This window comes from Falsigemmobacter faecalis (genome assembly GCF_003863335.1).
Classification (GTDB): domain Bacteria; phylum Pseudomonadota; class Alphaproteobacteria; order Rhodobacterales; family Rhodobacteraceae; genus Wagnerdoeblera; species Wagnerdoeblera faecalis.
On the sequence record NZ_RRAZ01000004.1, the window covers coordinates 158,695 to 181,529 of the forward strand.

The following is a 22,835-nucleotide window of genomic DNA, read 5'->3' on the forward strand; positions in this document are numbered from 1 at the left end:
CCAAACCCAAAGCATCACTTTCTGCAAAACGCGAAAAGTGAACCCCGGGATTACAGATCAAGCGTCAGCTGCGCATTGGGGGCCCGGGGCGAAAAGAGGAAGGGGCGCGGATCCTCAATCACCGCAAACTCCGTCTCATCGCGCAGCCGCAGCCGGTGCAGCGCCGCCGCTTCGCGCAGCGCCTTTTGCGGGTCGGCCAGCGGCTCAGGATAGCGCCGCCCCAGCACCGATCCGGCCCCCGACCAGCGCCAGGGCCGGTGCAGATGCGCCTGAGGGACCGCGGCAAGTTCCGGGCACCAGCGGCGGATGAACCGCCCCTCCGGATCAAAGGTCTCGCCCGCGCGCAGCGGATCCAGCGGGCGGGCGGCGGCGACCTTTTGCAGCTGAAACCAGAAGATCGCCGGATCATAATCGCTCAGCAGCCGCGCGAGCATCTGCCCCGTGGCGCTGAACTCCGCCCCCAGATGGTGCAAAGCCACTGAGGCCAGCAGGCTGCGGGCATGGGCATTCACCCAGCCGGTCGCGCGCAGATAGCGCATCAGCGCATCCGCAAAAGGCAGGCCAGAGCGCCCCTCTGAAAAGGCCGCAAGCGCCGCCGTCAGGGGGGCTGCGGGCTGCGCGCCCCCCTCCAGCTGGCCCGCGCGGCGGCGGGCGTTCAGCCGCGCGGTCACCGCCTTCACCACCTCCGGCGGCAGCGCGCCCGGCAGTGCGGCGCGCAGCTCGGCCTGCGACAGCAGCCCCCAGGTCAGAAAGGCCGAAAGCCGCAGCGAGCTGCGCTCTCCCGCCAGCGGCGAAAGCGAGCCGACCGGAGCCTGAGTGCCGCGCCCGGTGACGAAACTCTCCAGCAGCTGCAGCCCCGCGCGCCGACCGCCCCCCTGGGCAAAGGGACAGGGGTCATCCTTCAGGCCGAGACTGCGGGCGGGCGGGATCAGCCCCGCCACCGCCCCCTCAACCGGGGTCAGCCTCTCAGGCGGCGCAAGGCCGGGGGTCTCCTCTGAAAGCTCTTCCCAGGTGATCCCCTCGGCCTCCAGCACCCGGCGCAGGGCCGCATCCCGCGGGGCGGTCCATGCGCGGCGGTGGCTGACGATATGGCGGATGCCCCGCGCGCGGCACAGCCTTGGCAGCACCTCTGCCGCAGCCCCCTGGCGCAGGCTGAGGGGGGCGCCAAGCCGCGCCAGATCCTCGCCCAGCTCTGTCAGCGCTGCCGCCACAAAGGCCCAGTGCCGGCCCGAGGCCGCAGGCGCCGCCCAGTCCTGCGGATCCGCCACAAAAACCGGCAGCACCGCGCCCAGCGTCGCGGCGCGGCTGAGGGCGGGATGATCGCTCACCCGCAGATCGGATCGGAACCAGACAAGAACATCCATGAAACAAAGCGATACTCCCGGCCCTCGGGGCTGTAAAGATCCTCCGTGCAACAGCCGCAGGCAAAGCTTTGCCGAGGGCGGGAAAGGGCCTTTTCACAGACCCGCTTTCTTGCTTTAACCCTCAGGCCTTCAGAAGCTGGTAAAGGACGACGGTATGCAGACCCATGAATATAAGGTGGTCCCTGCCCCCCGGAAGGGCGACAAAGCCCGCGGGCTGAAGTCCGCCGAGGACCGCTTTGCCTATGCGCTGACCCGGGTGATGAATGAGATGGCGCTCGATGGCTGGGAGTATCTGCGCACCGACACCCTGCCGGTGGAAGAGCGCACCGGGCTGACCGGCCGCGTCTCAACGAGCTTTCAGTCGCTGCTGGTCTTTCGCCGCGCGCTGAAATCCGCCGCAGATGCCGGCCCCGCCGCCCTGCGCGCGGTGATGGCCGATCCGGTCGCACCGCCGCCCCTCCCCGCCGTGGCACCCGCGCCGGTCCCACCCGCCACAGCGCCCGCCGTGCCGCCGCCGGCCCCGGTTGCAGCCCCGTCCCCCAGGCTGAACACCCAGAGCGATGCAGGCCCCGCCCCCCTGCTGGGCAGCGCCCGGGACTGAGCCGCCCCGCCGGAAATGGCCCGCAGCCCCCGCTTCGGATCATTGCTGTGGGGGAAGAGCGATCCTGACACCTCAAAATTGCCACCCGGCGTGATGAGAGCACTGCCGCTCTGACAGGCGGCATCCGCAGCTGAGCCATCCTCTCAAATCGGAGCAGGGCACCGGCCACCGCTGCGGATCACTGCTGTCGGTGCGGATGGATCTGACACCGAAAACGGATCGCCCAACGTAATGAAAGCCCCGCCGCTCTGACGGGCGGCATCCACAACTGAGCCATCCTCTCAAATCGGGTCAGGGCGCTGGCCACCGCTGCGGGTCACTGCTGTCGGGGAGGGACGATCCCGATGCCCCAACCTGACTGGCCGGGGTGATGACGTCCCGGCCTTCCTGCCCGGCGCCGACATCGCCCGCCCCGTTCAGCCGCTGATGTCGAGGGCGAGCGCGTGGATGCGGGTGGTCAGATCTTCGCCCAGCGCTTTGTGCACGGCGCGGTGGCGGGCGATGCGGCTTTGTGCGGCAAAAGCGCCCGCCCGGATCACCACCTGGAAGTGGCTCTCGCCGGTGCCATTGTCGCCCGCATGTCCGGCGTGCTTGTGACTTTCGTTAATCACCTCAAGGTGATCGGGGTGGAAGGCGGCTTCAAGCCTCTGGCGAATTTCGGCCTCGATGCCCATTTTATCTTCTTCGTCCCTTCAACTGTCTGCGGAATGGTCTATGCTCTCCGCCCTGAGTCGGAAAGGCAAGCCCGGAGCCCCAAAGTAATGACCACCAGATCGCCCTTCGAGTTTGATATCCGCGTCACGAGTGACAAAAAGAAGAAAGCCCGCACCCGCCGGGGCATGTCGGGTGCGGTGGAAAACACCGATCGGCCGTGCTCTTATCCGGACTGTAAAGACCCCGGTCAGTACCGTGCACCCCGCTCGCCGGACCAGCTGAACGACTTTGTGTGGTTCTGCAAAGAGCATGTCAGGGAGTATAATCTGAAGTGGAATTTCTTCCAGGGCCAGTCCGAGGAAGAGTTCCAGAAATTCATCGACAAAGACCGTGTGTGGGGCCGCGAGACCAAGCCTTTTGGCGAGCGCCCGGATGAAGGCAATGCCTGGGTGCGCATGGGCGTGAACGACCCGCTGGAGATCCTTGGCGACAAGGGCACCCGCAATGGCGCGGGCATCCCCAAGGGCAATACCCGCCGCCTGCCGCCCACCGAGCGCAAGGCGCTGGAGATCCTCGACGCCCGTGACACCTGGACACGCGCCGAGATCCGCAAGCAGTATAAAAGCCTGGTGAAGGATCTGCACCCCGACCTCAACGGCGGCGACCGCTCGGATGAGGAGCGGCTCCAGGAGGTGGTCTGGGCCTGGGATCAGGTCAAAGACAGCCGCTCATTCAAAGACTGAGCTGCGTGCAAAGACGACCTGGCCGGTCCTTCGGGGCCGGCTTTGTCATATCCTGCGCGGCCCATGCGGCGCCCCGGCCATACAGCTCCCTCACGATCGGTCCGCCCCCCCCTTAAGGGGTGCAGGTCAGAAGAGTGGCGCGACAGCTTCGGCCATAACCGCGCTCCGCCGCCATTCGGGAGGCGCGCAGCGCAAGGGAAGCTGCCCCTCATGAACCTTCGCGCCCCTGCCCCCGGGGATTGACCTGCGCAGCGGTGCGCGCCGCAAGGGGCAGACCCGGCGCGGGGGCGGGTCAGATCAACCGCCCTCACATCCCCTGTCGAAAGCCCCCATCACCTGTGAGCTGAGAACAGGAGACCGCGCGACACGGGCACCTGACGGAAGTGAGGGCGCAGAGGTCCGTCAGCACAGGACGATGCGCAGGGCCAGGGGCACCCTGCGTATCGTACAAAGCGCCGAAGACCTCTGAGAGGCGGGGGCCGCAGGGCCGCCTCAAAGCTCTGCGCCTGATCAGCCTGCCGCCCCCAAAGCCGGGACCGCCTTTGCCCGATGCCCCCCGGTCAATGCGCTGAATTTCGGCATTGCCGAGGGGCAGGCGCGGTCTTCCGCACGGCAGGGCTTGCCAGGCGGCGGGGGGCGCGGCAGGCTGCCGGGGCCGATATTTCAGGGATTTACCGATGACTGCGCTGCCCCGGTTTGACACCGACTTTACCCGTGCCCAGTTTCCCGCCTTTTCCGCGCCCGCCCTGCAGGGCCAGGCCTTTTTTGAGAATGCGGGCGGGTCTTATACCTGCGCCCAGGTGATCGCGCGGCTGACGCGGTTTTACCATGAACGCAAGGTGCAGCCCTATTCCGCCTATGAGGCGAGCCGTCTGGGCGGCGAAGAGATGGATGAGGCCCGCACCCGTCTGGCAGCCCTGATGGGGGTTGAGGGGGAGGAGGTCTCCTTTGGCCCCTCAACCAGCGCCAATACCTATATCCTCTCTCAGGCCTTCCGCCAGAGCCTGAAGCCCGGCGATGCCCTGGTCGTCACCAATCAGGATCATGAAGCCAACAGCGGCGCATGGCGGCGGCTGGAGGCAGGCGGGATTGAGATCCGCGAGTGGCAGATTGATCCTGAGACCGGCCATCTTGACCCCGCGCGTCTGGCGGATCTGCTGGGCGATGGCCGGGTGAAACTGGTGGCCTTCCCGCATTGCTCCAATGTGGTGGGCGAGATCAATGATGTGGCGGCACTCTCGGGCATGATCCGCGCGGCCGGGGCCATCAGCTGTGTCGACGGGGTCTCCTATGCGCCCCATGGCCTGCCGGATATCCCCGCGCTCGGGGCGGATATCTATCTCTTTTCGGCCTATAAAACCTATGGCCCCCATCAGGGCATCATGGTGATCCGCCGCGCGGTGGCAGAGGCGCTGCCGAACCAGGCCCATCACTTCAACGGCGATGTGCTTTACAAACGCTTCACCCCCGCGGGGCCCGATCACGCCCAGGTTGCCGCCTGCGCGGGCATGGCGGATTACATCGAGGCGCTGCACGACCACCATTTCCCCGCCCGGCAAAGCCGCAGCCCGCGCGAGAAAAACACCGCCGTCCACGCCCTGATGCGCACCCAGGAGCGCGCGCTGTCCGCGCCGCTGCTGGCCTGGCTCTCGGCGCGCAATGACCTGCGGCTGCTCGGCCCGCGCGAGGCCGAGGGGCGCGCGCCGACCTTCGCGCTCGATCTGGGCCGCGCGGCCGCGCCGGTGGCGGCGGATCTGGCGCAGGACGGCATCATGGCGGGGGGCGGCAATTTCTACGCCCAGCGCCCGCTGCAGGCCATGGGGGTGGATCCCGGGCCCGGTGTTCTGCGGCTCTCGTTCACGCATTACACCTCTGAGGCAGAGATTGCGCAGCTGATCTCAGCGCTTGAACGCCGCCTCTGAGCAATCCAATGTCGCGCGGGGGACGGTGGCTCTGACGGCCCCCCCTCGCGCTGATACGCTCTCCGGAAGGTTCTGCCATGCCCACCGCCGCCCGCCTGTTCGCTGCTCTCGCCTTTATGGCCGTGGGCTTCTTTGCGGCAGAGACCTATCGTCTTGGCCTGCCGCCGCGTCCGGCCTGGGGGAGTTATTCGCTGGTGGCAGCCCTTCTGGGGTCGCTGCTGGGCTGGAGCGTGATGGGAAGGCTGACGGGCCGCGGCATGCCCCAGGCCATGGCAGGCGGGCTCAGGACGTCGTTTCTGCTTGCGGTTTCGGGGCTTTTTCTGTTTTCCGTGATGGAAATGGGCAAACGCAGCCTGCTGAAGCGCTATGACGGGGTCCTGGACGCACTTCTGGGCGTGGTCGATCTGTTTTTCCACCATGCGGCCGGGATCTTTCAGCCGCAGCCGATACTTGTTCTGATCCTCGGGGGGGTGCTTGGCGGCGCTCTGGCCGAATGGAGCGGGCGGCGCTGGTCCTGAGGGGCGGCGCAGAAAGGAAGCGCATGACATCGCTGTTTCTTCACGGGCCGCTGGCGCGGCTTGAGGGGCTCAGCCTCGTGCTGGGTCATCCGGTGGCCGTGGGCCGTGCGCGGCTGGCGGGCTTTGAGGCCCATGCCGCCCTGCCCGGTCACTGGCCCGCGCTGGCGGCGGCTGAGGCGGCGCAGACCGAGGGGCTGGAGCTGCGCGACCCCTCGGAGGCCGATCTGGCGCGGATCGACTGGCTGGCCGCCTGCTTTGGTCAGGCTCGCCTGCCGCTGCCCGACGGGCGTGAGGCGCTGTTGCCGCTGCACCCCGCCGCTGCCCCCGCGGTGCCCCAGCCCCCCGGCCATGAAGAGGTGGTCACCGAGGCGCTGCGCGATCTGATGGCCGATTATCAGCGCCTTGATCTGCCGCTGACCGTGGTGCGCTGGGATATGATGCTGCGCCGTGCCGCCTCGCGCCTGCGGGCGCTCGGACAGGAAGGCGCAAAGATCCGCCGCGACGCGCGGCCGGGGGATGTTGCGGTCCGCGACCGCCGCGTGGTCTATGCCAATTACTTCTCGGTCGAGGAATATGATCTGCGCCACAGCCGCTTTGACGGCGGCGAAAGCCCCGAGATCAACCGCGCGGCCTTCATCTCTTCGGATGCGGCCACGGTGCTGCCCTATGACCCAAAGCGCGACCGCGTGCTGGTGGTCGAGCAGATCCGCTCGGGTCCGCTGGCGCGCGGCGCGGAAAACCCCTGGCTGCTGGAGCCGATCGCAGGCCGCGTCGATGCCTTTGAGACCCCCGAAGACTGCGCAAGGCGTGAGGCTGAGGAGGAAGCCGGGCTGACGCTCGACCGGCTGATCGAGGCGGCGCGTTACTACCCAAGCCCCGGGGCCAAGGCCGAGTTCCTCTATTCCTATATCGCGCTTTGCGATCTGCCCGATGATCTGCCGCGTCTGGGCGGGCTTGCCTCTGAGGCCGAGGACATCCGTGCGCATCTGCTGCCCTTTGACGCGCTGATGGCACGGATCACCACCCCGGAATTTGCCTCCGGCCCGCTGATCCTGTCGGCCCTCTGGCTGGCCGGGCAGCGCGACCGGCTGCGGGCTGCGGGCTGAGCGCTGCCTTGTTTTTCCGCAACTGAGATCCTAAACCTGACTGAAAGCCCCTCCGGGAAGGACAAAGCGATGCGCATGAGCCGCGATCTGGCCGATATGGTCGGCAACACCCCCATGATCCGCCTGAAAAAAGCCTCTGAGCTGACGGGCTGTGAGATCTGGGGCAAGGCAGAATTTCTCAACCCCGGCCAGTCGATCAAAGACCGTGCCGCGCTTTATATGATCCGCGATGCCGTGGCGCGCGGGGCGCTGAAGCCGGGCGGCACCATTGTTGAGGGCACTGCCGGCAATACCGGCATCGGTCTGGCGCTGGTCGGCTCCTCGCTGGGCTTTAAGACGGTGATCGTGATCCCGGAAACCCAGAGCCAGGAAAAGAAAGACATGCTGCGCCTGGCAGGGGCCACCCTGGTGGAAGTGCCCGCCGCGCCCTATGCGAACCCCAATAACTACGCGCGCTATTCGGGCCGTCTGGCCGAGGCGCTGGCAAAGACGGAACCCGGTGGCGCGGTCTGGGCCAATCAGTTCGACAACACGGCCAACCGTCAGGCCCATATTGAGACCACCGGCCCCGAGATCTGGGAACAGACCGGCGGTAAGGTGGATGGCTTTGTCTGCTCGGTCGGCTCGGGCGGGACGCTGGCGGGGATCGGCATGGCGCTGCAGCCCAAGGGTGTGAAGGTCGCGCTGGCGGATCCCGATGGCGCGGCGCTGCACAGCTTTTACACCACGGGTGCGCTGAAATCTGAGGGCACATCGATCACCGAGGGCATCGGCCAGGGCCGCATCACGAAAAACCTCGAAGGTTTTACCCCGGATATGAGCTTCAATATCCCCGACCGCGAAGCGCTGCCGGTGGTTTTTGATCTCTTGTCCGAAGAAGGCCTCTGCCTTGGCGGCTCTTCGGGGGTGAACGTCGCGGGTGCCATTCGCATGGCGCGCGAGATGGGTCCGGGCCATACCATCGTGACGGTGCTTTGCGATTATGGTACGCGGTATCAGACGAAACTCTTTAACCCGGAGTTCCTGAAAGCGCGTGATCTGCCGGTGCCTGAGTGGCTCGACCGCGCGCCGCGTCAGGTGCCGGATGTAAGCGAAGGCTGATCCTTTTGATGACTGTGCTGTTGCGTTCCTGCCTGGTTCTTCTGTTTCTCACCATGGCAGGGGCGCTCAGTCCGGGCCTTCACGCGCAGGCGCCCGCCGCGCCGGGCACAGCTTCTGAGGCCGCCGCCCCTCCGGCCCCGGTGGTCGATGAGCAGACGGCCGCCTGGCTGGCCTTTGCGACCCGCACGGAAGAGCTGATCGCCGATCCCACCACCCGCTCGGAACGGCTGGAGAACCTGCGCAGTGAGCTGGCCACCTGGCGCCAGACCTTTCTGGAAGCGCAGACCGGCAATGCGCTGCGCATCACCACCCTGCGCGAGCAGATCGCGGCCCTGGGCGAGGCTCCGGCCGAGCCTGCCGCCGAGCCTGCGGAGATCGCCGCCCGCCGCGCGGAACTGGATGAGCAGCTTTCCCGCGCCCAGGCCCCCGGCATCGCCGCCGAAGAAGCTTACCGCCGCGCCGATGGCCTGATCCGCGAAGCCGATACCATCCTGCGCCAGCGTCAGGCGAGTGAGCTGGTCGCGCGCGGCCCTGCCCCCGCCAACCCCGCATCCTGGGCTCCGGCGGCCGGGGTCTTTGGCAAATGGGTCACCGACCTCTGGGCCGAGACGGAGCGGTCCTGGGCCAATCCGGCGCGGCGCAAGGCGGTCATGAATGCCGCCCCCGTGCTGGCCATTGAGCTGCTGATCGCCATTGCCATGATGTGGCAGGGCCGCCGCCTCATTCAGCGCGGGATCTCGCGGCTGCAGGCGCGGGTGCGCCCGGTCTGGTGGGGCGTGATCGAGCTGCCGCTCTCGCTGGCCCAGGTGGCGCTGCCGGTCATCGCGGTCGCCGTGCTGATCTCGGCCTTCCAGCGCACCGGGTTTGGCGGGATGCAGATCCGCGCCATCGCCGATGCGGCCGTGCCTGCCACCTTCGTCTTTGCGCTGACCACCTGGATCGCGGGCCATATCTTCCCCGCGCGCGAGCATCTGGCCACCATTCTCCCCCTCGCGCCTGAGCGCCGCCGGGAGGGCCGCATCCTCGTCACGCTTTTTGCGCTGGCGGGCGCGGCGGAGACGCTGTTTTCCGCCGCCCTGAGCCCCGAGCGTTACGGCGATTACGCCCAGCTTTTGCTTTATCCCTTCACGCTTCTGAGCGGGCTTTTGCTGTTCCGGATCGGCCAGCTTTTGCGCCTTGCGCTGACCGAGGCCCCGGATTCGCAGGAGGTGTCGGGCTTTTCCGCCACGGTGGTGAACCTGCTGAGCCGCGCCGCCATGGTGATCGGCATTGCAGGCCCGCTGGCCGGGGCAGCCGGCTTTATGACGCTGGCGCAGTCCACCGTGCGTCCCGCCATGGTGACGCTGGGGGTTCTGGCGCTGGTCACGCTTACCCAGCGGCTGATCTATGATCTTTATGCGCTGGTGACCCGGGCGGATGCGAAACTGGCGCGGGATGCGCTTTTTCCGGTGCTGGTCTCTTCGCTTCTGGTGATCGCGGCGGTGCCGCTGCTGGCGCTGGTCTGGGGTCTGCGTCCGGCGGAGCTGACCGAATACTGGAGCACCTTCCAGGACGGGTTCAAGCTGGGCGATGCCCGCATCAGCCCGATGGATTTCATCTTTTTCGTCATCATTTTCGGCCTTGGCTATGGCGTGACGCGGCTGATGCAGGGGGCGCTGAAAACCTCTATTCTGCCGAAAACCTCGCTGGATACCGGCTCGAAGAATGCCATCGTCTCGGGGCTGGGCTATGTGGGCATCGTGCTGGCGGCGCTGGCGGCCATCACCTCGACCGGGCTTGATCTTTCGAGCCTTGCGATTGTGGCCGGGGCCCTGTCGGTGGGCATCGGTTTTGGTCTGCAGAACATCGTGCAGAACTTCATCTCCGGGGTGATCCTGCTGATTGAGCGCCCGGTGGCTGAGGGCGACTGGGTCGAGGTCGGCGGCGTGCAGGGCATTGTGCGCGGCATCTCGATCCGCTCAACCCGGGTGGAGACCTTTGACCGCAATTCGGTGATCGTGCCGAACGCCAGTCTGATCTCAGGCCAGGTGACCAATTTCACCGCCTTCAACAAGACGGGCCGGGTCATTGTACCGATCTCGGTGAGCTATGACAGCGACAGCCGCAAAGTGCAGAAAATTCTCCAGGAGATCGCTGAGGCGCAGCCCATGGTGGTGCTGACGCCGCCGCCTTCGGTGCTGTTCCTTGGATTTGGCGCGGATGGGCTGAACTTTGAGATCCGCGCCATCCTACGCGATGTCAATTTCAGCAGCTCTGTCCGGACCGAGATCAACCATCAGATCCATGCGCGGCTTCAGGCCGAAGGCGTCGCCATTCCCTTCGCGCAGCGCAATGCCCATCTTCCGCTGCCAAGGATCCTGCCAGAGCCGCCCGCCCCGCCCGCCGGAGCGGCCCCGGCCCCGTTTACGCGCTGAGCGCTCGCCCCGGAGCGGCGCAGCCCCCCAAAGGACGGCAGATCCCCCCGGGGGGCCTGCCGCCTTTTCGCGGCACCGCTCTTGTCAGGCCCTGCGGGATCGGGAACAGTCTCTCTGACTGCGGCATCAGACCGCCCGACAACACACACGAGAGAGAGCCTGCCCGTGACTGCTGATCCGCTGTACCGCTCCGATGCCTATGCCCGTGAAACCATCGCCCGCGTGGTGGCGCAGACCGATGAGGGCGGGCTGATCCTTGAGCCGGAACTCTTTTACCCCCAGGGCGGCGGTCAGCCCGGCGACAGCGGCTGGCTGGACTGGGAGGGCGGCCGCGTCACCATTGCCAATACCGTGAAATCGCCTGAAGCCCGCGCCGTGCTGCTGGCCTCTGAGCCCGGCACCCTGCCCCCGGTCGGGGCGGATGTGCGCGTCACGCTGGACTGGGAGCGGCGCTATAAGCTGATGCGGGTCCATACGGCTTTGCATCTGCTGTCGGTGGTGATCCCGCTGCCGGTGACGGGGGGGCAGATTTCCGAGGGCAAGGGTCGGCTGGATTTCGACATGCCGGACATCCCGGCCGATGTGGCGGCGATTGAAGAGGCGCTGAATGCGCTGATCTCGCGCGATCTGCCGGTCTCGACCACCTGGATCACCGATGAAGAGCTGGAGGCGAACCCCGGTCTGGTGAAGACCATGTCCGTGAAGCCCCCCACCGGCCAGGGCCGTGTGCGTCTGGTGCAGATCGGCGAGGGTGAGGCGCGGATCGATCTGCAGCCCTGCGGCGGCACCCATGTGGCGCGCACCGCCGAAGTGGGCCGTGCCCGGATCGGTAAGATCGAGAAGAAGGGCAAACAGAACCGCCGCGTCAGCCTGGTTCTGGACGATCCGGCAAAGGACTAAGGCGGGCTTTCCGGAGCTCTGCGCCGTCACAGCGGGACTGAGAGCCTGCGGGTCACGGGGCTTCTGCCGGGGACGGGGCAGCCCCCCGCTTGCGGGGGGATCGGGGCGGGAAGCCGCGCGGCCTGGTTCGGCGAAAGGGCGTGGCGCGGTCAAAACCCCGGGCCGCAAACAGGCAGCCGCCCCCTTTATCGACGGATCCCAGGGGGGCGCGGGCAAGGTTTGCGGCCTGCGTATCGCGCTAAACCCGCTGCATTGCAGCGAAACAGGGCGCGGGCTCCTTGCGCCGCCCGCGCAAGGGGCTATGCTTTCGCAGTCTCAGCGACAGGTGCAGCCGTGCAGAAAACCCCGGACCATGCCGTGATCACGCCCACCGAGGCCATCCAGGCCGGCACCCATGGCTGGCGGGCGAAATGCCTGCAACGCCTGATCCGGCTGGATCTGCCGGTGCCGCGCACGGTGGCGCTGCCTTTTACCGCGGTGCGCGCCATTGCCAGCGGTCAGCCGGCGCCCGCGGCCACGATATTACAGGCCTTTGAGCCGGGGGTGCTGCTCTCGGTCCGGCCTTCGCCGCAGAACACCGACTGGGGCGGGCCGGGAACGCTTTTGAACATCGGGCTGAACGCCGAAAGCCATGCGCGGCTGGCGCAGACCCATGGCCAGGCGGTGGCCGATGCCCTCTATCTGCGCTTCATCCAAAGCTATGCCATCCACGTCGCCCGGCTTGATCCGGATATGTTCGACGCCTCGGCGGCCACGCCGGAGGCCCTGCGCGCCGCGCTGCGCGCCTATGAGCAGGAGACCGACGAGCCCTTCCCCGAAGATGCCGCCCATCAGCTGACCCAGGCGCTGCGCTCGATGTCGCGGGCCTGGGAGGGGACCACGGCGCGGCTGCTGCGCAAGGCCAAGGGTGCGCCCGAGGATGCGGGCCTGGGCCTTGTGGTCCAGGAGATGGCGCTTGGGATGGGCCATGGCGTCTCAGGCTCGGGTGTCATTCAGTTTGTCGACAGCACCACCGGCCTGCCGCAGATCACCGGGCGCTATCTCAGCCAGAGCCTGGGGCGCGATGCGATCACCCGGGCCGGGGAAGGCACGATCTATCTGCAGTGCGACCCGCGCGGCCCCTCGCTGGAGGAACTCGCGCCGGAGGTCTTTGCCGATCTGATGCGCTATGGCGCGGTCTGTCGTCGCCGGTTGCGCGAAGAGATGCAGATCGAGTTTACGCTGGAGAACGGTCAGATCCGGGTGCTGGACGCGATCCCCGTCACCCGCTCATCGCGGGCGAAGCTGAAGATTGCGGTGGCGCTGGCGGAAGACGGGGTCATCGGCAAAGACGATGCCGTGCTGCGGGTGGAGCCGCGGGCCCTTTCAGAGCTTCTGCACCCCCAGGTCGATCCGCGCGGCGCGCGCGATGTCTTTGCGCGCGGCATTGCGGCAAGCCCGGGCGCGGCGGTGGGGCGGCTTGTCTTTTCGTCAACCTCGGCCCAGGCCTCGGCGGCGCGGGGCGAAAGCTGCATCCTGGTGCGCCGTGAGACCAGCCCCGAAGACATCCGCGGGATGCATGCAGCCCAGGGCGTGCTGACCGAGCGCGGCGGCATGACCAGCCATGCGGCGGTGATCGCCCGCGGCCTTGGGCTGCCCTGCGTGGTGGGCGCGTCAGGCCTGCAGCTTGATGCCCGCGACAAGCGGCTGATCGCGCCGGGCGGTCGCATCCTGCATGAGGGCGATCTGGTCACCCTTGATGGCACCACCGGAGAGGCCCTGGCGGGTGAGGCCATGATGCTGGCCCCCGCGCTGGATGATGACTTCCGCGAGTTCCTGTCCTGGGCCGATGAATTCCGCGATATCGGCGTGCGCGCCAATGCCGATACGCCGGAAGATGCCCAGACCGCGCTGAACTTCTCAGCCGAGGGTGTGGGGCTGTGCCGCACCGAGCATATGTTCTTTGATCAGGACCGTCTGATCGCCATGCGCGAGATGATTTTTGCCGATGATCCAAAGGACCGCGCCTCCTCGCTGACCCGGCTTCTGCCGATGCAGCGTGAAGATTTCATCCATCTTTTCAGTATCATGGAGGGTCTTCCGGTCTGCATCCGGCTGTTTGATCCGCCGCTGCATGAGTTCCTGCCGCACAGCCGCGAAGGCCTGCGCGAACTGGCCGAAGCACTGGACCGTCCGCTCTCAGAAATCACCCGACGCGCTGAGGCGCTGTCGGAGTTCAACCCCATGCTCGGGATGCGCGGGGTGCGGCTTGGTGTCACCCTGCCCGAGATCTATGAGATGCAGGCCCAGGCCATCTTTGAGGCCACCATCGCGGTCGGCGCGCGCGGCATTCAGGTGGTGCCCGAGATCATGATCCCGCTGGTTTCGGCCATGCGCGAGGTGGAACTGGTGAAGACGCGGCTGGAGGCTGTGGCCGCCCAGGTCCGGGCGCGACGCGGTGTCGACTTTGCCTATAAGCTCGGCGTCATGGTTGAGACGCCGCGCGCCTGTCTGCGCGCCGGGGATATCGCGCAACATGCGGGCTTTTTGTCCTTCGGGACCAATGACCTGACGCAGATGACCTATGGTCTGTCGCGCGATGATGCGGGGCGATTCATGTCGGCCTATGTGAACCAGGGTGTCTTCCCGGAAGACCCTTTCCACACCCTCGACATCGACGGGGTCGGCGAACTTTTGCTGATCGGTGCGGAACGGGGTCGCGCCACGCGGTCTGATCTTACATTGTCGATCTGCGGAGAGCATGGCGGCAACCCCGAATCAATCGCCTTCGCACGGCGTGCAGGCTTCGATTACGTCTCCTGTTCGCCCTATCGCGTGCCACTCGCGCGGCTTGCCGCAGCGCATCTCGCGCTGCAGGAGCGAAATGCGCTGAAAAGTTAACGGCTACAGGCGGTTAACACTTGGTTAAATCCGGGCCGAATCGGCGCCGGGCCTGTGCGTTTTTGCGCAGAAATACCCCCGGATGGACGAAAACGCACAATTGGGCTACATACCGCCGGTCGCCGGTGGCATTTCTTCCCCGCAGGCGATGCCCTGAAACTGACCCGGGAACGGACACCATGCGCTGTAAAGCGATCATGCTCCGCAGCCTCGTCGTGCTGTGTGCCTTATCTGGAAGTGCCCTCGCCGACGTGACGGTGAGCACCTCAAATTCGCCCTGGACGGGCTATAGCGCCGATCTCGGCCGCCTTTTTGAAAGTGAAAAATCTGCGCTGCACGCCAGCGCACCCGCCCTCGTCCGCTCGGCTGCGCCCGAGACCTCGCTGCGCCCGCGTGAGCGCAGCCGTGAACGCTGGTACGAAGACAGCGCCCTCGCGGCCATGCCGCCTGCCTCCGGGGGGCCGGAATGGACCTGCCTGACCGAGGCCATCTACTTTGAAGCCCGCGGCGAAAGCATCAAAGGCCAGTTCGCCGTGGCCGAGGTGATCCTCAACCGCGTCGGCACCAAAGGCTATCCCAACTCCGTCTGCGGTGTGGTGAACCAGGGCGCGCAGAACCTGAACGCCTGCCAGTTCTCTTATGCCTGCGACGGCAAGCCCGAAGTGGTCAGTGACCGCCGCGCCTGGGAGACCGCCGGTAAAATCGCGCGGCTGACCATGGAGCAGCCGGTCTCAGAGCTGACCGACGGGGCCACCCATTTCCACACCCGCGCCGTGCGCCCGGGCTGGAGCCGGAAATTCCCGAAGACCGCGCAGATCGGCGGGCATCTGTTCTACCGCCAGCCCGGCGCGCGTCCGGCCTTCTCGGGCCGCATCGCCAGTGCCGATCAGGCCCCGGCGCGCGGCGCCCTGCCGCTGCCGCTGGCGGCGCGCGGTCTTGCACGGCTTGACATAGGCCTCTGAAGACACGACCTCTGGCCGCACGACCGGCCCGGCCCGGTTCCGGGTCCTGACAGCGCCCGGGCCAGTGCCCGGGCGTTTACCATTTGTGAAAGCCGATCCATGAGCACCGATCTCCCCCGGGCCTTTGGCCATCCCGAAGCCCGTGCCGCGCAGTCGCGCGACCGCATCTCGGTGCGCGATCTGGTGCTTGAAGCCGACATCGGAGCCTTTCAGCTGGAGCGCGGCCGCAGCCAGCGTCTGCGCTTTAATGTCGTCGTGGAAGTGGCGGGCGCGGGTGAGCCGAAGGACGATGATGTCGACCGCATCCTGTCTTACGACAAAATCACCGAAGCCGTGACCGGGGAGCTGGCCGCGCGCCGTTTCAACCTGCTGGAAACCCTGGCCGATGACATCGCCGCGCGGATCCTGCGTGAGCCGCAGGCGCAGAAGGTCTTTCTGCGCATCGAAAAGCTCGATCGCGGCCCCGGCGCTCTGGGGGTTGAGATTGAGCGCAGCGCCGATGCGCCACATGCGGCCCTGAGCGAAGATCCCCTGCCGCATCCGATGGTCGTTCATCTCGATGAAGCGGCGCTGAGCGCGCCGGATCTGTCGGCAAGGCTTGACCGGCTGTCGCAGCAGCCCGCGCCCGTAATCCTGACCGTGGGCTTTGCCCCCGGCCCCCGGCCGGAAGTGCCCCAGGCCCAGGCGCAGCGCCGGATTGATCTGCTGGCGCTGGAGCAGAACGCCTGGCGGCTGGCCGCGCGCGATCCGCGCTGCATGGTGGTCGCCTCGCGCACCGAGATCGACTGGGCGATGCGGCAGGGCAGAATGCTGGTCTGGGCGCCCTCGAAGCTGGTGCTGGATACGCCCGATGCGCCGAAGGGCGTGGTGACAGATCCTCTGGTTCTGGCGCTCTGGTTTGCTGAGAAGTTTCAGGCGGTGCAGATGCAGGTCTGCGGAGCGCTGCCGCAGGCCGGGTCCAGCGCCGTGCCGGTCGTGGCCGCACAAGTCTGAGGGTCGGATCATGAGCAGAATGTACTGGCGTGCCATCCCGCTGAACGACCCCGCCCGCAGTGCGGGCGCGCAAAGGATCGCCGGGGGCTGGCTCTGGTTTGACCGGGTGGAAAAGCTGACCCGGGGTGCCGCCCCTGAAATCGTTGAGATCAGTGAGGTGCCCGCCGATGTGCTGGCGCAGATCACCGCACCGCGCCCGGATCTGGTGGGGCTCAACCTCAGCGCGCCGCGCGTCATGGCGATCCTGAACACCACGCCGGACAGTTTTTCCGATGGCGGCAAATTCTCGGAACGGGAAGACGCGATTGCCCGCGCCCGCGCGCTGGCGGCGGTCTCGGACATCCTCGACATCGGGGGCGAGAGCACCCGCCCCGGGGCCGATCTGATTGCGCGCGGCGAAGAGATCGCCCGCACCAAGCCGGTGATCGCCGCGCTGCGCCATGAGGGGCTGACGATCCCGATCTCCATCGACACCCGCAAAAGCCATGTCGCGGATGCAGCGCTGGAGGCCGGGGCAGATCTCATCAATGACGTCACCGCCATGGAATTTGACCCCGCCATGGCCAGCCTTGCGGCCTCCAGCGAGGCGGCGCTTTGCCTGATGCATATGCGCGGCACGCCCGACACCATGACCGGCGAGGCGGTTTACGACGACGTGCTGCTCGATGTTTATGACTATCTGGAGGCACGGCGCGATGCCGCGATTGCCGCCGGTGTGCGGCCCGGGCGGATCCTTCTCGATCCCGGCATCGGCTTTGCAAAAGACGAAGGCCATAATCTGGCGCTGACCGCGCGGCTGAGCCTGTTTCATTCGCTGGGCTGCCCGATCCTTTATGGTGCCTCGCGCAAACGCTTTGTCGGCAGCATCGGCCAGGAGCCGGAGGCCGCACAGCGCCTTGGCGGCTCGCTCGCGGTGCATCTTGCGGCGGTGGCCCAGGGCGCGCAGATCATCCGCGTCCATGATGCCGCCCAGATGCGCCAGGCCCTGCGGCTCTGGCAGGCGGTGGCTTTGGCCTGAGACAAAAAGCCCCCGCGCTGCGGGGGCTTTTTGCTGATCCGGCCGATCCGGCTGCGGGATGTGGTGACAGCCATTTCAGACCGGTCAGGACCCCGGGGAGGGGCAGCCCCCCCGGCGCAGGCCGTCGCGCAACGGCCCTCTGTGCTGCGGCTCAGAACACGTCGAACAGATAGAGAATAATAATCAGTGGGATCGGAATACCGATCAGCCAGGCGGCAATACCCTTCATGTGACCTCCGTTACGTCAGCTTCACAGTGCAAACCCCCCGGGCTGCGCAAAGTTCCGGGGCGGGCACCGGGAAATCCCCCCCGCCGGCCTGCCCCGGCTGCAGCCCGCCCGGGCACCGCTGCAGGGGACCCCGCCCTTGTGTGACAGGCCCTCATTCTGTAGGAGAGGTGTCAAATCCCCTATTCTGCACAGAGCGAGCCCATGGCCTCTTATCAGTATGTCTATCACATGGACGGCGTGTCCAAGACCTATCCCGGTGGGAAAAAGGTCTTTGAGAACATCCGTCTGAACTTCCTGCCCGGTGTTAAAATCGGTGTCGTCGGCATCAACGGCGCCGGCAAATCGACCCTGCTGCGCGTGATGGCCGGCTGGGACAAAGACTTCCAGGGCGAAGCCTGGGCCGCCAAAGGCGCCAAAGTGGGCTATCTGCCGCAGGAGCCGGTGCTGGATGAGACGCTGAACGTGCGCGGCAACGTCATGCTGGGCGTCGCCGAAAAGCAGGGCAAGCTTGATCGCTACAACGAACTGGCGATGAACTACTCGGATGAGACCGCCGATGAGATGGCGCAGCTTCAGGACGAGATCGACGCGCAGAACCTCTGGGATCTCGACAACCAGGTCGATATCGCGATGAACGCGCTCGACTGCCCGGCCGATGATGCGGAAGTCTCGACCCTTTCGGGCGGCGAGCGCCGCCGCGTGGCGCTGTGCAAACTGCTGCTCGAAGAGCCGGATATGCTGCTGCTCGACGAGCCGACCAACCACCTTGACGCTGAGACGATCGCCTGGCTGCAAAAGCACCTGATCGCCTATAAAGGCACCATCCTGACGGTCACTCACGACCGTTACTTCCTCGACGACATCACCACCTGGATCCTTGAGCTGGAGCGCGGCAAGGGCATCCCGCATGAGGGCAACTACTCCTCCTGGCTGGAAGCCAAAGCCAAGCGCATGGAGCAGGAAGCCCGCGAAGACAAAGCCAAGCAGAAAGTGCTGGTTAAAGAGCTTGAGTGGATCCGCGCCGGTGCCAAAGCCCGTCAGGCGAAATCCAAAGCCCGTATCTCGGCCTATGACAAGCTGGTGGAAACCTCGGTCAAAGAGCGCGTCGGCGAAGCCAAGATCGTCATCCCGAACGGCCCGCGCCTCGGTGGTAAGGTCTTTGAGGTCGAGAACCTCTCGAAAGCCATGGGCGACAAGGTCCTCATTGAGAACCTGTCCTTCTCGCTGCCGCCGGGCGGGATCATCGGTGTGATCGGCCCGAACGGTGCCGGTAAATCGACCCTCTTCAAGATGCTGGTCGGTCTGGAACAGCCCGATGAAGGCACCATCAAGGTCGGCGAGACCGTGAAGATGTCTTACGTCGATCAGTCGCGTGACGCGCTGGATCCCGACAAAAACGTCTGGGAAGAAATCTCGGGCGGCGCAGAGATCATTCACCTGGGTGACATGCAGATCTCGTCGCGCAACTACACCGGTGCTTTCAACTTCAAAGGCACCGACCAGCAGAAGAAAGTCGGCGTGCTGTCGGGTGGTGAGCGCAACCGCGTCCACCTCGCGAAGCTGCTGAAATCGGGCGGCAACGTGCTGCTGCTCGATGAGCCGACCAACGACCTCGACGTGGAAACCCTGCAGGCCCTCGAAGCTGCGATCGAAGATTTTGTCGGCTCCGCCGTCATCATCTCGCACGACCGCTTCTTCCTCGACCGTCTGTGTACCCACATCCTGGCCTTCGAAGGCGAAGGTCACGTGGAATTCTTTGAAGGTAACTTCGAAGAATATGAGGCCGACAAGATCCGCCGCCTCGGCGCGGAAGCTGCGAACCCGAAGCGTTCCAAGCACAAGAAATTCTCGCGCGCCTGAGGGATGTGAGAGATGCGAAAGGGCGGCCCTCAGGGCCGCCCTTTTTGCATGTCTGAAGGTCTGACACGGCTCAGAGGGGGTTGCTCAACTCAAAATTGAAACGCATTCTTTGTCGCGCGTTTTCATCCGCACAAAAGGAGCCCTTAGATGTCAGCACACGGCCGCTCAGTGAGGCTCTTTCTCGATAATGGCAAAGTCACCGGACTTGTGACGGCGGAAATTATGAACTGGACCGGGATTATTCTGACCGGCCCGCGCGCGCTTCTGCCACTCGCTGTGAAGCAATACCCCCTCGCCTGCACCGGCGTTTACCTGCTGCGCGGTGACAGCGACGAGAGCGGGCTGCCACAGATCTACGTCGGCGAAACGGATGACTTTGCCCGGCGCATGACGGAGCATGAGCCGAAGCCCAATATGGAGTTCTGGACGCACTTCACCCTCATCTTCAGCAAAGATCCCTATCTGACAAAAGCCCATGTGACCTGGCTGGAAGCGGAACTCATCTCGGGCCTGCGCGAGGCGCGTCTCTGCACACTCTCGAACGGCAACGACGGCAGGCCGGCAAAGCTGCCGGCAGCGGATCTCGCCGATATGAGGACGTTTTTTGAGGAGGTCCGCCTCCTGCTGCCCGTCATCGGATTTGATCTGCTGCGCATGCCTCTTGCCGCGCCGCCCGCTCAGGGCACCGGCACCAACCCGTCAGGCCCCGCGCAGACGACCAACCTGCCCCAGACAGAGACTGACATCGCGACGCTCAGCCTGATCATGCGCAGCAACACCATGGGCATCGCGGGAAAGGCCCTTGAAACCGCAGATGAATTTGTCGTCCTCGCTGACAGCATCGGCACTCTGCAGATGCTGGAGTCGTTCTCCCCGGCCCTGCGCCTGCGCAGGGTTCAGGCCTTGGAAACCGGTCTCATCACGCCCGTCGGGCAAACCCATTTCCGCCTCACAGGCAATATGTCCTTCAAGAGCCCCAGTGCCGCCTCGCAGTTTCTGTGGGGAACGTCGCGGAACGGCAAAACTGACTGGCTCCCTGCAGACAGCGGCACGCCATATGGCACCTCAAAAAGCCTGCAAAGGGGGGGCCTTGCGAAAAGTGCCGAAGGCGCTGCCCTCCCGGTCGGGGATGCCCCTGCGGTCTCTTCCTGCGCGGCGCGGATCGAGACAGCCTGCAGCGATGAAACCCCCGCCCCCTTCCCCCCGGAGCGCACAACGCCTATCTGAGCAGTTCCCGCGCACCAAGGAGACTGCCGATGGACAGCCGCGCCCCCGAGCCCCCCGCGCAGCCCGACAAAGCTCAGGCCGAAGCCGCTTTGGCGATCCTGCGCGCCTGGATGGCCCATGCCCCCGAGAGCGAGCGCCTGGCCTTCGGCCTCGGAGCCGCCAACCTCGCGGGCCACAACGCCCCGGCTCTCTCGCGCGACTACCCGGAAGATTTCACCCCCGATGCGGCCTATAAGGCCTCGATGCCCGATCTGCAGAACGGCCCCGCCAGCCTGATCGTTGGCGCAAAGGCCACCATCCAGCACGTCGGCATCTCCAACTTCCGCCTGCCGATCCGCTACCTCACCCGTGCGGGCGGCGAGATCACGCTGGAGACCTCCGTCACCGGCACCGTCAGCCTCGAAGCCGGCAAAAAAGGCATCAATATGAGCCGCATCATGCGCTCGTTTTATGCCCATGCCGACCGGCAGTTCTCCTTCGGCGTCGCCGAAGCGGCGCTCGAGGACTACAAACGCGACCTCGACAGTTTTGACGCCCGCATCCAGCTGAAACTCTCCTGGCCGCAAAAGGTGCAAAGCCTGCGCTCGGGCCTCTCCGGCTGGCAATACTACGACCTCGCGCTCGAATTGCTCGACCAGGGCGGCCTGCGCCGCCGCCTGCTGCATCTCGATTACGTCTACAGCTCCACCTGCCCCTGCTCGCTGGAACTTTCTGAGCATGCCCGCCAGCTCCGCGGCCAGCTCGCCACCCCCCATTCGCAACGCTCCGTCGCGCGGATCTCGGTCGAGCTGCGCGACACAGAACGCCTCTGGTTTGAAGACCTTATTGATCTCGCCCGCCGCGCCGTGGTCACCGAGACCCAGGTCATGGTCAAACGCGAAGACGAACAGGCCTTTGCCGAACTGAATGCCGCAAACCCCATCTTCGTCGAAGACGCCGCCCGCTCCTTCTGCGAGGCCCTGCGCGAAGAACCGCGGATCGGCGATTTCCGCGTCATCGCCAGCCACCAGGAAAGCCTGCACAGCCATGATGCCGTCAGCCTTCTGACCGAAGGCCCGCTCTTTGCCGCCCAAAGCCTCGACCCCACGCTTTTCGTAAGCCTGATACACCGCGGCTGAGGCCGCCGGCCCTGATTGGCTTTTTCAAAATACTCCCGGGGGTCCGGGGGCCGGCAGCCCCCGGCCTCTCCACCCGGCACCACCACCCGACACAACCACCCGCCCCTGTCACATCCCCGCGACAATTGCGCGACCTCAGGCGCTAACATGACGCCCCGCCCCCTCTCGCCGCTTTCCAAGCAGCAGCCACGGCGCTACACCCGGGCCAAGGTTCGCAAAACGTCAGGATATGCCATGTCGCAGACCGTCGATTTCAATGATCGCATGCTCTCTCTGGGCCTCGCCCGGGTCTCCGAAGCCGCCGCCATCGCCTCGGCCAAGCTGATCGGGCGCGGAGATGAAAAAGCCGCCGACCAGGCCGCCGTGGATGCCATGCGCACCCAGCTGAACCTGCTCGACATCGCCGGCACCGTGGTCATCGGTGAGGGCGAACGCGATGAAGCCCCGATGCTCTACATCGGCGAAGAGGTCGGCACCGGCAAAGGCCCGGGCGTCGATATCGCGCTTGATCCGCTCGAAGGCACCACGCTGACCGCCAAAGACATGCCCAATGCTCTCGCCGTCATCTCGATGGCGCCGCGCGGCACCCTGCTGCATGCCCCTGACGTTTACATGGACAAACTGGCCGTGGGCCCGGGCTATGCCGAGGGCGTCGTGACCCTCGATATGGATCCGGCCGAGCGCGTCTATCAGCTCGCCAAAGCCAAGGGCGGCACCGCAGCCGATATCACCGTCTGCATCCTTGAGCGTGACCGCCACGCCGATCTGATCAAAGCCGTCCGCTCGACCGGCGCGGCGATCCGCCTGATCCCGGACGGCGATGTCGCCGGCGTCATGCATTGCGCCGAAGCCGATCAGACCGGCATCGATATGTACATGGGTTCGGGCGGCGCGCCGGAAGGCGTGCTGGCAGCCTCGGCACTGAAATGCATGGGCGGTCAGATCTATGGCCGTCTGCTGTTTCGCAACGACGATGAGCGTGGCCGCGCCGAGCGCGCCGGCATCTCGGATTTCAACCGCATCTATGCCCGCGACGATATGGTCACCTCCGACGTGATCTTCGCCGCCACCGGCGTCACCGACGGCTCGCTGCTGCGCGGGCTGAAGCGGGAAGTGGGCTGGATCACCACCGAGACCGTTCTCATGCGCTCGAAAACCGGCTCGGTGCGCCGCATGACCTACCGCACTCCGGTCTGATTGCCCTCTGATTGCAGACCACTGAGGT

The 22,835-nt window shown here is 65.9% G+C and carries 17 protein-coding genes and 1 pseudogene; 16 read left to right on the forward strand and 2 right to left on the reverse strand.

Annotated elements, in window-relative coordinates; genetic code table 11:
* Window positions 1-50 precede the first annotated feature (50 nt).
* The gene (locus tag EG244_RS04045) at window positions 51-1,364 is read right to left on the reverse strand and encodes an FAD-binding domain-containing protein (protein WP_124963725.1); all 1,314 of its coding nucleotides are present in this window, start codon (window positions 1,362-1,364) and stop codon (window positions 51-53) included.
* Window positions 1,365-1,518: 154 nt separating this feature from the next.
* Here EG244_RS04045 and EG244_RS04050 point away from each other — a divergent pair, with 154 nt between their 5' ends.
* Entirely contained in the window at window positions 1,519-1,965 is a 447-nt protein-coding gene (locus tag EG244_RS04050; protein WP_124963726.1) for a DUF4177 domain-containing protein, read from the forward strand.
* Between the two features lie 416 nt (window positions 1,966-2,381).
* Here the strand turns inward: EG244_RS04050 and EG244_RS04055 are convergent, their stop codons facing one another.
* A complete protein-coding gene (locus EG244_RS04055) occupies window positions 2,382-2,639 on the reverse strand; it encodes a BolA family protein (protein ID WP_124963727.1) in 258 nt (85 codons plus the stop codon).
* Between the two features lie 87 nt (window positions 2,640-2,726).
* Between EG244_RS04055 and EG244_RS04060 the strand changes: the two genes are divergently transcribed.
* From EG244_RS04060 to glpX, 15 genes and pseudogenes are all read left to right on the forward strand, one after another.
* Window positions 2,727-3,362 (forward strand): J domain-containing protein, encoded by a 636-nt coding sequence (locus EG244_RS04060; RefSeq protein WP_124963728.1) that lies wholly within the window; start codon window positions 2,727-2,729, stop codon window positions 3,360-3,362.
* Between the two features lie 677 nt (window positions 3,363-4,039).
* Entirely contained in the window at window positions 4,040-5,284 is a 1,245-nt protein-coding gene (locus EG244_RS04065; protein ID WP_124963729.1) for an aminotransferase class V-fold PLP-dependent enzyme, read from the forward strand.
* A 77-nt stretch (window positions 5,285-5,361) separates the two neighbouring features.
* Window positions 5,362-5,802, forward strand: a complete 441-nt coding sequence (locus EG244_RS04070; RefSeq protein ID WP_124963730.1) for a TrgA family protein — start codon at window positions 5,362-5,364, stop codon at window positions 5,800-5,802.
* A 23-nt stretch (window positions 5,803-5,825) separates the two neighbouring features.
* The gene (locus EG244_RS04075; RefSeq protein ID WP_158617232.1) at window positions 5,826-6,908 is read left to right on the forward strand and encodes an NUDIX domain-containing protein; all 1,083 of its coding nucleotides are present in this window, start codon (window positions 5,826-5,828) and stop codon (window positions 6,906-6,908) included.
* 69 nt (window positions 6,909-6,977) lie between these two features.
* Entirely contained in the window at window positions 6,978-8,009 is a 1,032-nt protein-coding gene (locus EG244_RS04080; RefSeq protein WP_124963732.1) for a cysteine synthase A, read from the forward strand.
* An 8-nt stretch (window positions 8,010-8,017) separates the two neighbouring features.
* Window positions 8,018-10,423, forward strand: a complete 2,406-nt coding sequence (locus EG244_RS04085) for a DUF3772 domain-containing protein (protein ID WP_124963733.1) — start codon at window positions 8,018-8,020, stop codon at window positions 10,421-10,423.
* Window positions 10,424-10,588: 165 nt separating this feature from the next.
* On the forward strand, window positions 10,589-11,323 hold the full coding sequence (locus EG244_RS04090; protein WP_124963734.1) for an alanyl-tRNA editing protein: 735 nt from the start codon (window positions 10,589-10,591) through the stop codon (window positions 11,321-11,323).
* 333 nt (window positions 11,324-11,656) lie between these two features.
* Window positions 11,657-14,203 carry a putative PEP-binding protein gene (locus tag EG244_RS04095; RefSeq protein WP_124963735.1) on the forward strand — a complete coding sequence of 849 codons (2,547 nt, stop codon included), beginning with the start codon at window positions 11,657-11,659 and terminating at the stop codon, window positions 14,201-14,203.
* Window positions 14,204-14,382: 179 nt separating this feature from the next.
* The gene (locus EG244_RS04100; RefSeq protein WP_124963736.1) at window positions 14,383-15,165 is read left to right on the forward strand and encodes a cell wall hydrolase; all 783 of its coding nucleotides are present in this window, start codon (window positions 14,383-14,385) and stop codon (window positions 15,163-15,165) included.
* A 99-nt stretch (window positions 15,166-15,264) separates the two neighbouring features.
* Window positions 15,265-16,158, forward strand: coding sequence for a dihydroneopterin aldolase (locus tag EG244_RS04105; RefSeq protein WP_124963737.1), 894 nt, complete (start codon window positions 15,265-15,267; stop codon window positions 16,156-16,158).
* Between the two features lie 10 nt (window positions 16,159-16,168).
* Entirely contained in the window at window positions 16,169-17,176 is a 1,008-nt protein-coding gene (gene folP, locus EG244_RS04110) for a dihydropteroate synthase (RefSeq protein ID WP_124963738.1), read from the forward strand.
* Window positions 17,177-17,606: 430 nt separating this feature from the next.
* The gene (gene ettA / locus EG244_RS04115) at window positions 17,607-19,265 is read left to right on the forward strand and encodes an energy-dependent translational throttle protein EttA (RefSeq protein ID WP_124963739.1); all 1,659 of its coding nucleotides are present in this window, start codon (window positions 17,607-17,609) and stop codon (window positions 19,263-19,265) included.
* 147 nt (window positions 19,266-19,412) lie between these two features.
* Complete coding sequence (locus tag EG244_RS04120; RefSeq protein ID WP_124963740.1) at window positions 19,413-20,492, forward strand: GIY-YIG nuclease family protein; 1,080 nt, start codon at window positions 19,413-19,415, stop codon at window positions 20,490-20,492.
* Window positions 20,493-20,668: 176 nt separating this feature from the next.
* Window positions 20,669-21,610: pseudogene (folE2, locus tag EG244_RS04125) on the forward strand (GTP cyclohydrolase FolE2); the annotation flags it as partial.
* 234 nt (window positions 21,611-21,844) lie between these two features.
* Entirely contained in the window at window positions 21,845-22,807 is a 963-nt protein-coding gene (gene glpX / locus EG244_RS04130; protein ID WP_124963742.1) for a class II fructose-bisphosphatase, read from the forward strand.
* Window positions 22,808-22,835 lie beyond the last annotated feature (28 nt).

Excerpts from the sequence above, each read along its gene's own strand:
- EG244_RS04045 (WP_124963725.1), bottom strand. The coding sequence starts at position 1,364 with ATGGATGTTCTTGTCTGGTTCCGATCCGATCTGCGGGTGAGCGATCAT.
- EG244_RS04050 (WP_124963726.1), top strand. The coding sequence starts at position 1,519 with ATGCAGACCCATGAATATAAGGTGGTCCCTGCCCCCCGGAAGGGCGAC.
- EG244_RS04055 (WP_124963727.1), bottom strand. The coding sequence starts at position 2,639 with ATGGGCATCGAGGCCGAAATTCGCCAGAGGCTTGAAGCCGCCTTCCAC.
- EG244_RS04060 (WP_124963728.1), top strand. The coding sequence starts at position 2,727 with ATGACCACCAGATCGCCCTTCGAGTTTGATATCCGCGTCACGAGTGAC.
- EG244_RS04065 (WP_124963729.1), top strand. The coding sequence starts at position 4,040 with ATGACTGCGCTGCCCCGGTTTGACACCGACTTTACCCGTGCCCAGTTT.
- EG244_RS04070 (WP_124963730.1), top strand. The coding sequence starts at position 5,362 with ATGCCCACCGCCGCCCGCCTGTTCGCTGCTCTCGCCTTTATGGCCGTG.
- EG244_RS04075 (WP_158617232.1), top strand. The coding sequence starts at position 5,826 with ATGACATCGCTGTTTCTTCACGGGCCGCTGGCGCGGCTTGAGGGGCTC.
- EG244_RS04080 (WP_124963732.1), top strand. The coding sequence starts at position 6,978 with ATGCGCATGAGCCGCGATCTGGCCGATATGGTCGGCAACACCCCCATG.
- EG244_RS04085 (WP_124963733.1), top strand. The coding sequence starts at position 8,018 with ATGACTGTGCTGTTGCGTTCCTGCCTGGTTCTTCTGTTTCTCACCATG.
- EG244_RS04100 (WP_124963736.1), top strand. The coding sequence starts at position 14,383 with ATGCGCTGTAAAGCGATCATGCTCCGCAGCCTCGTCGTGCTGTGTGCC.
- EG244_RS04105 (WP_124963737.1), top strand. The coding sequence starts at position 15,265 with ATGAGCACCGATCTCCCCCGGGCCTTTGGCCATCCCGAAGCCCGTGCC.
- folP (WP_124963738.1), top strand. The coding sequence starts at position 16,169 with ATGAGCAGAATGTACTGGCGTGCCATCCCGCTGAACGACCCCGCCCGC.
- ettA (WP_124963739.1), top strand. The coding sequence starts at position 17,607 with ATGGCCTCTTATCAGTATGTCTATCACATGGACGGCGTGTCCAAGACC.
- EG244_RS04120 (WP_124963740.1), top strand. The coding sequence starts at position 19,413 with ATGTCAGCACACGGCCGCTCAGTGAGGCTCTTTCTCGATAATGGCAAA.
- glpX (WP_124963742.1), top strand. The coding sequence starts at position 21,845 with ATGTCGCAGACCGTCGATTTCAATGATCGCATGCTCTCTCTGGGCCTC.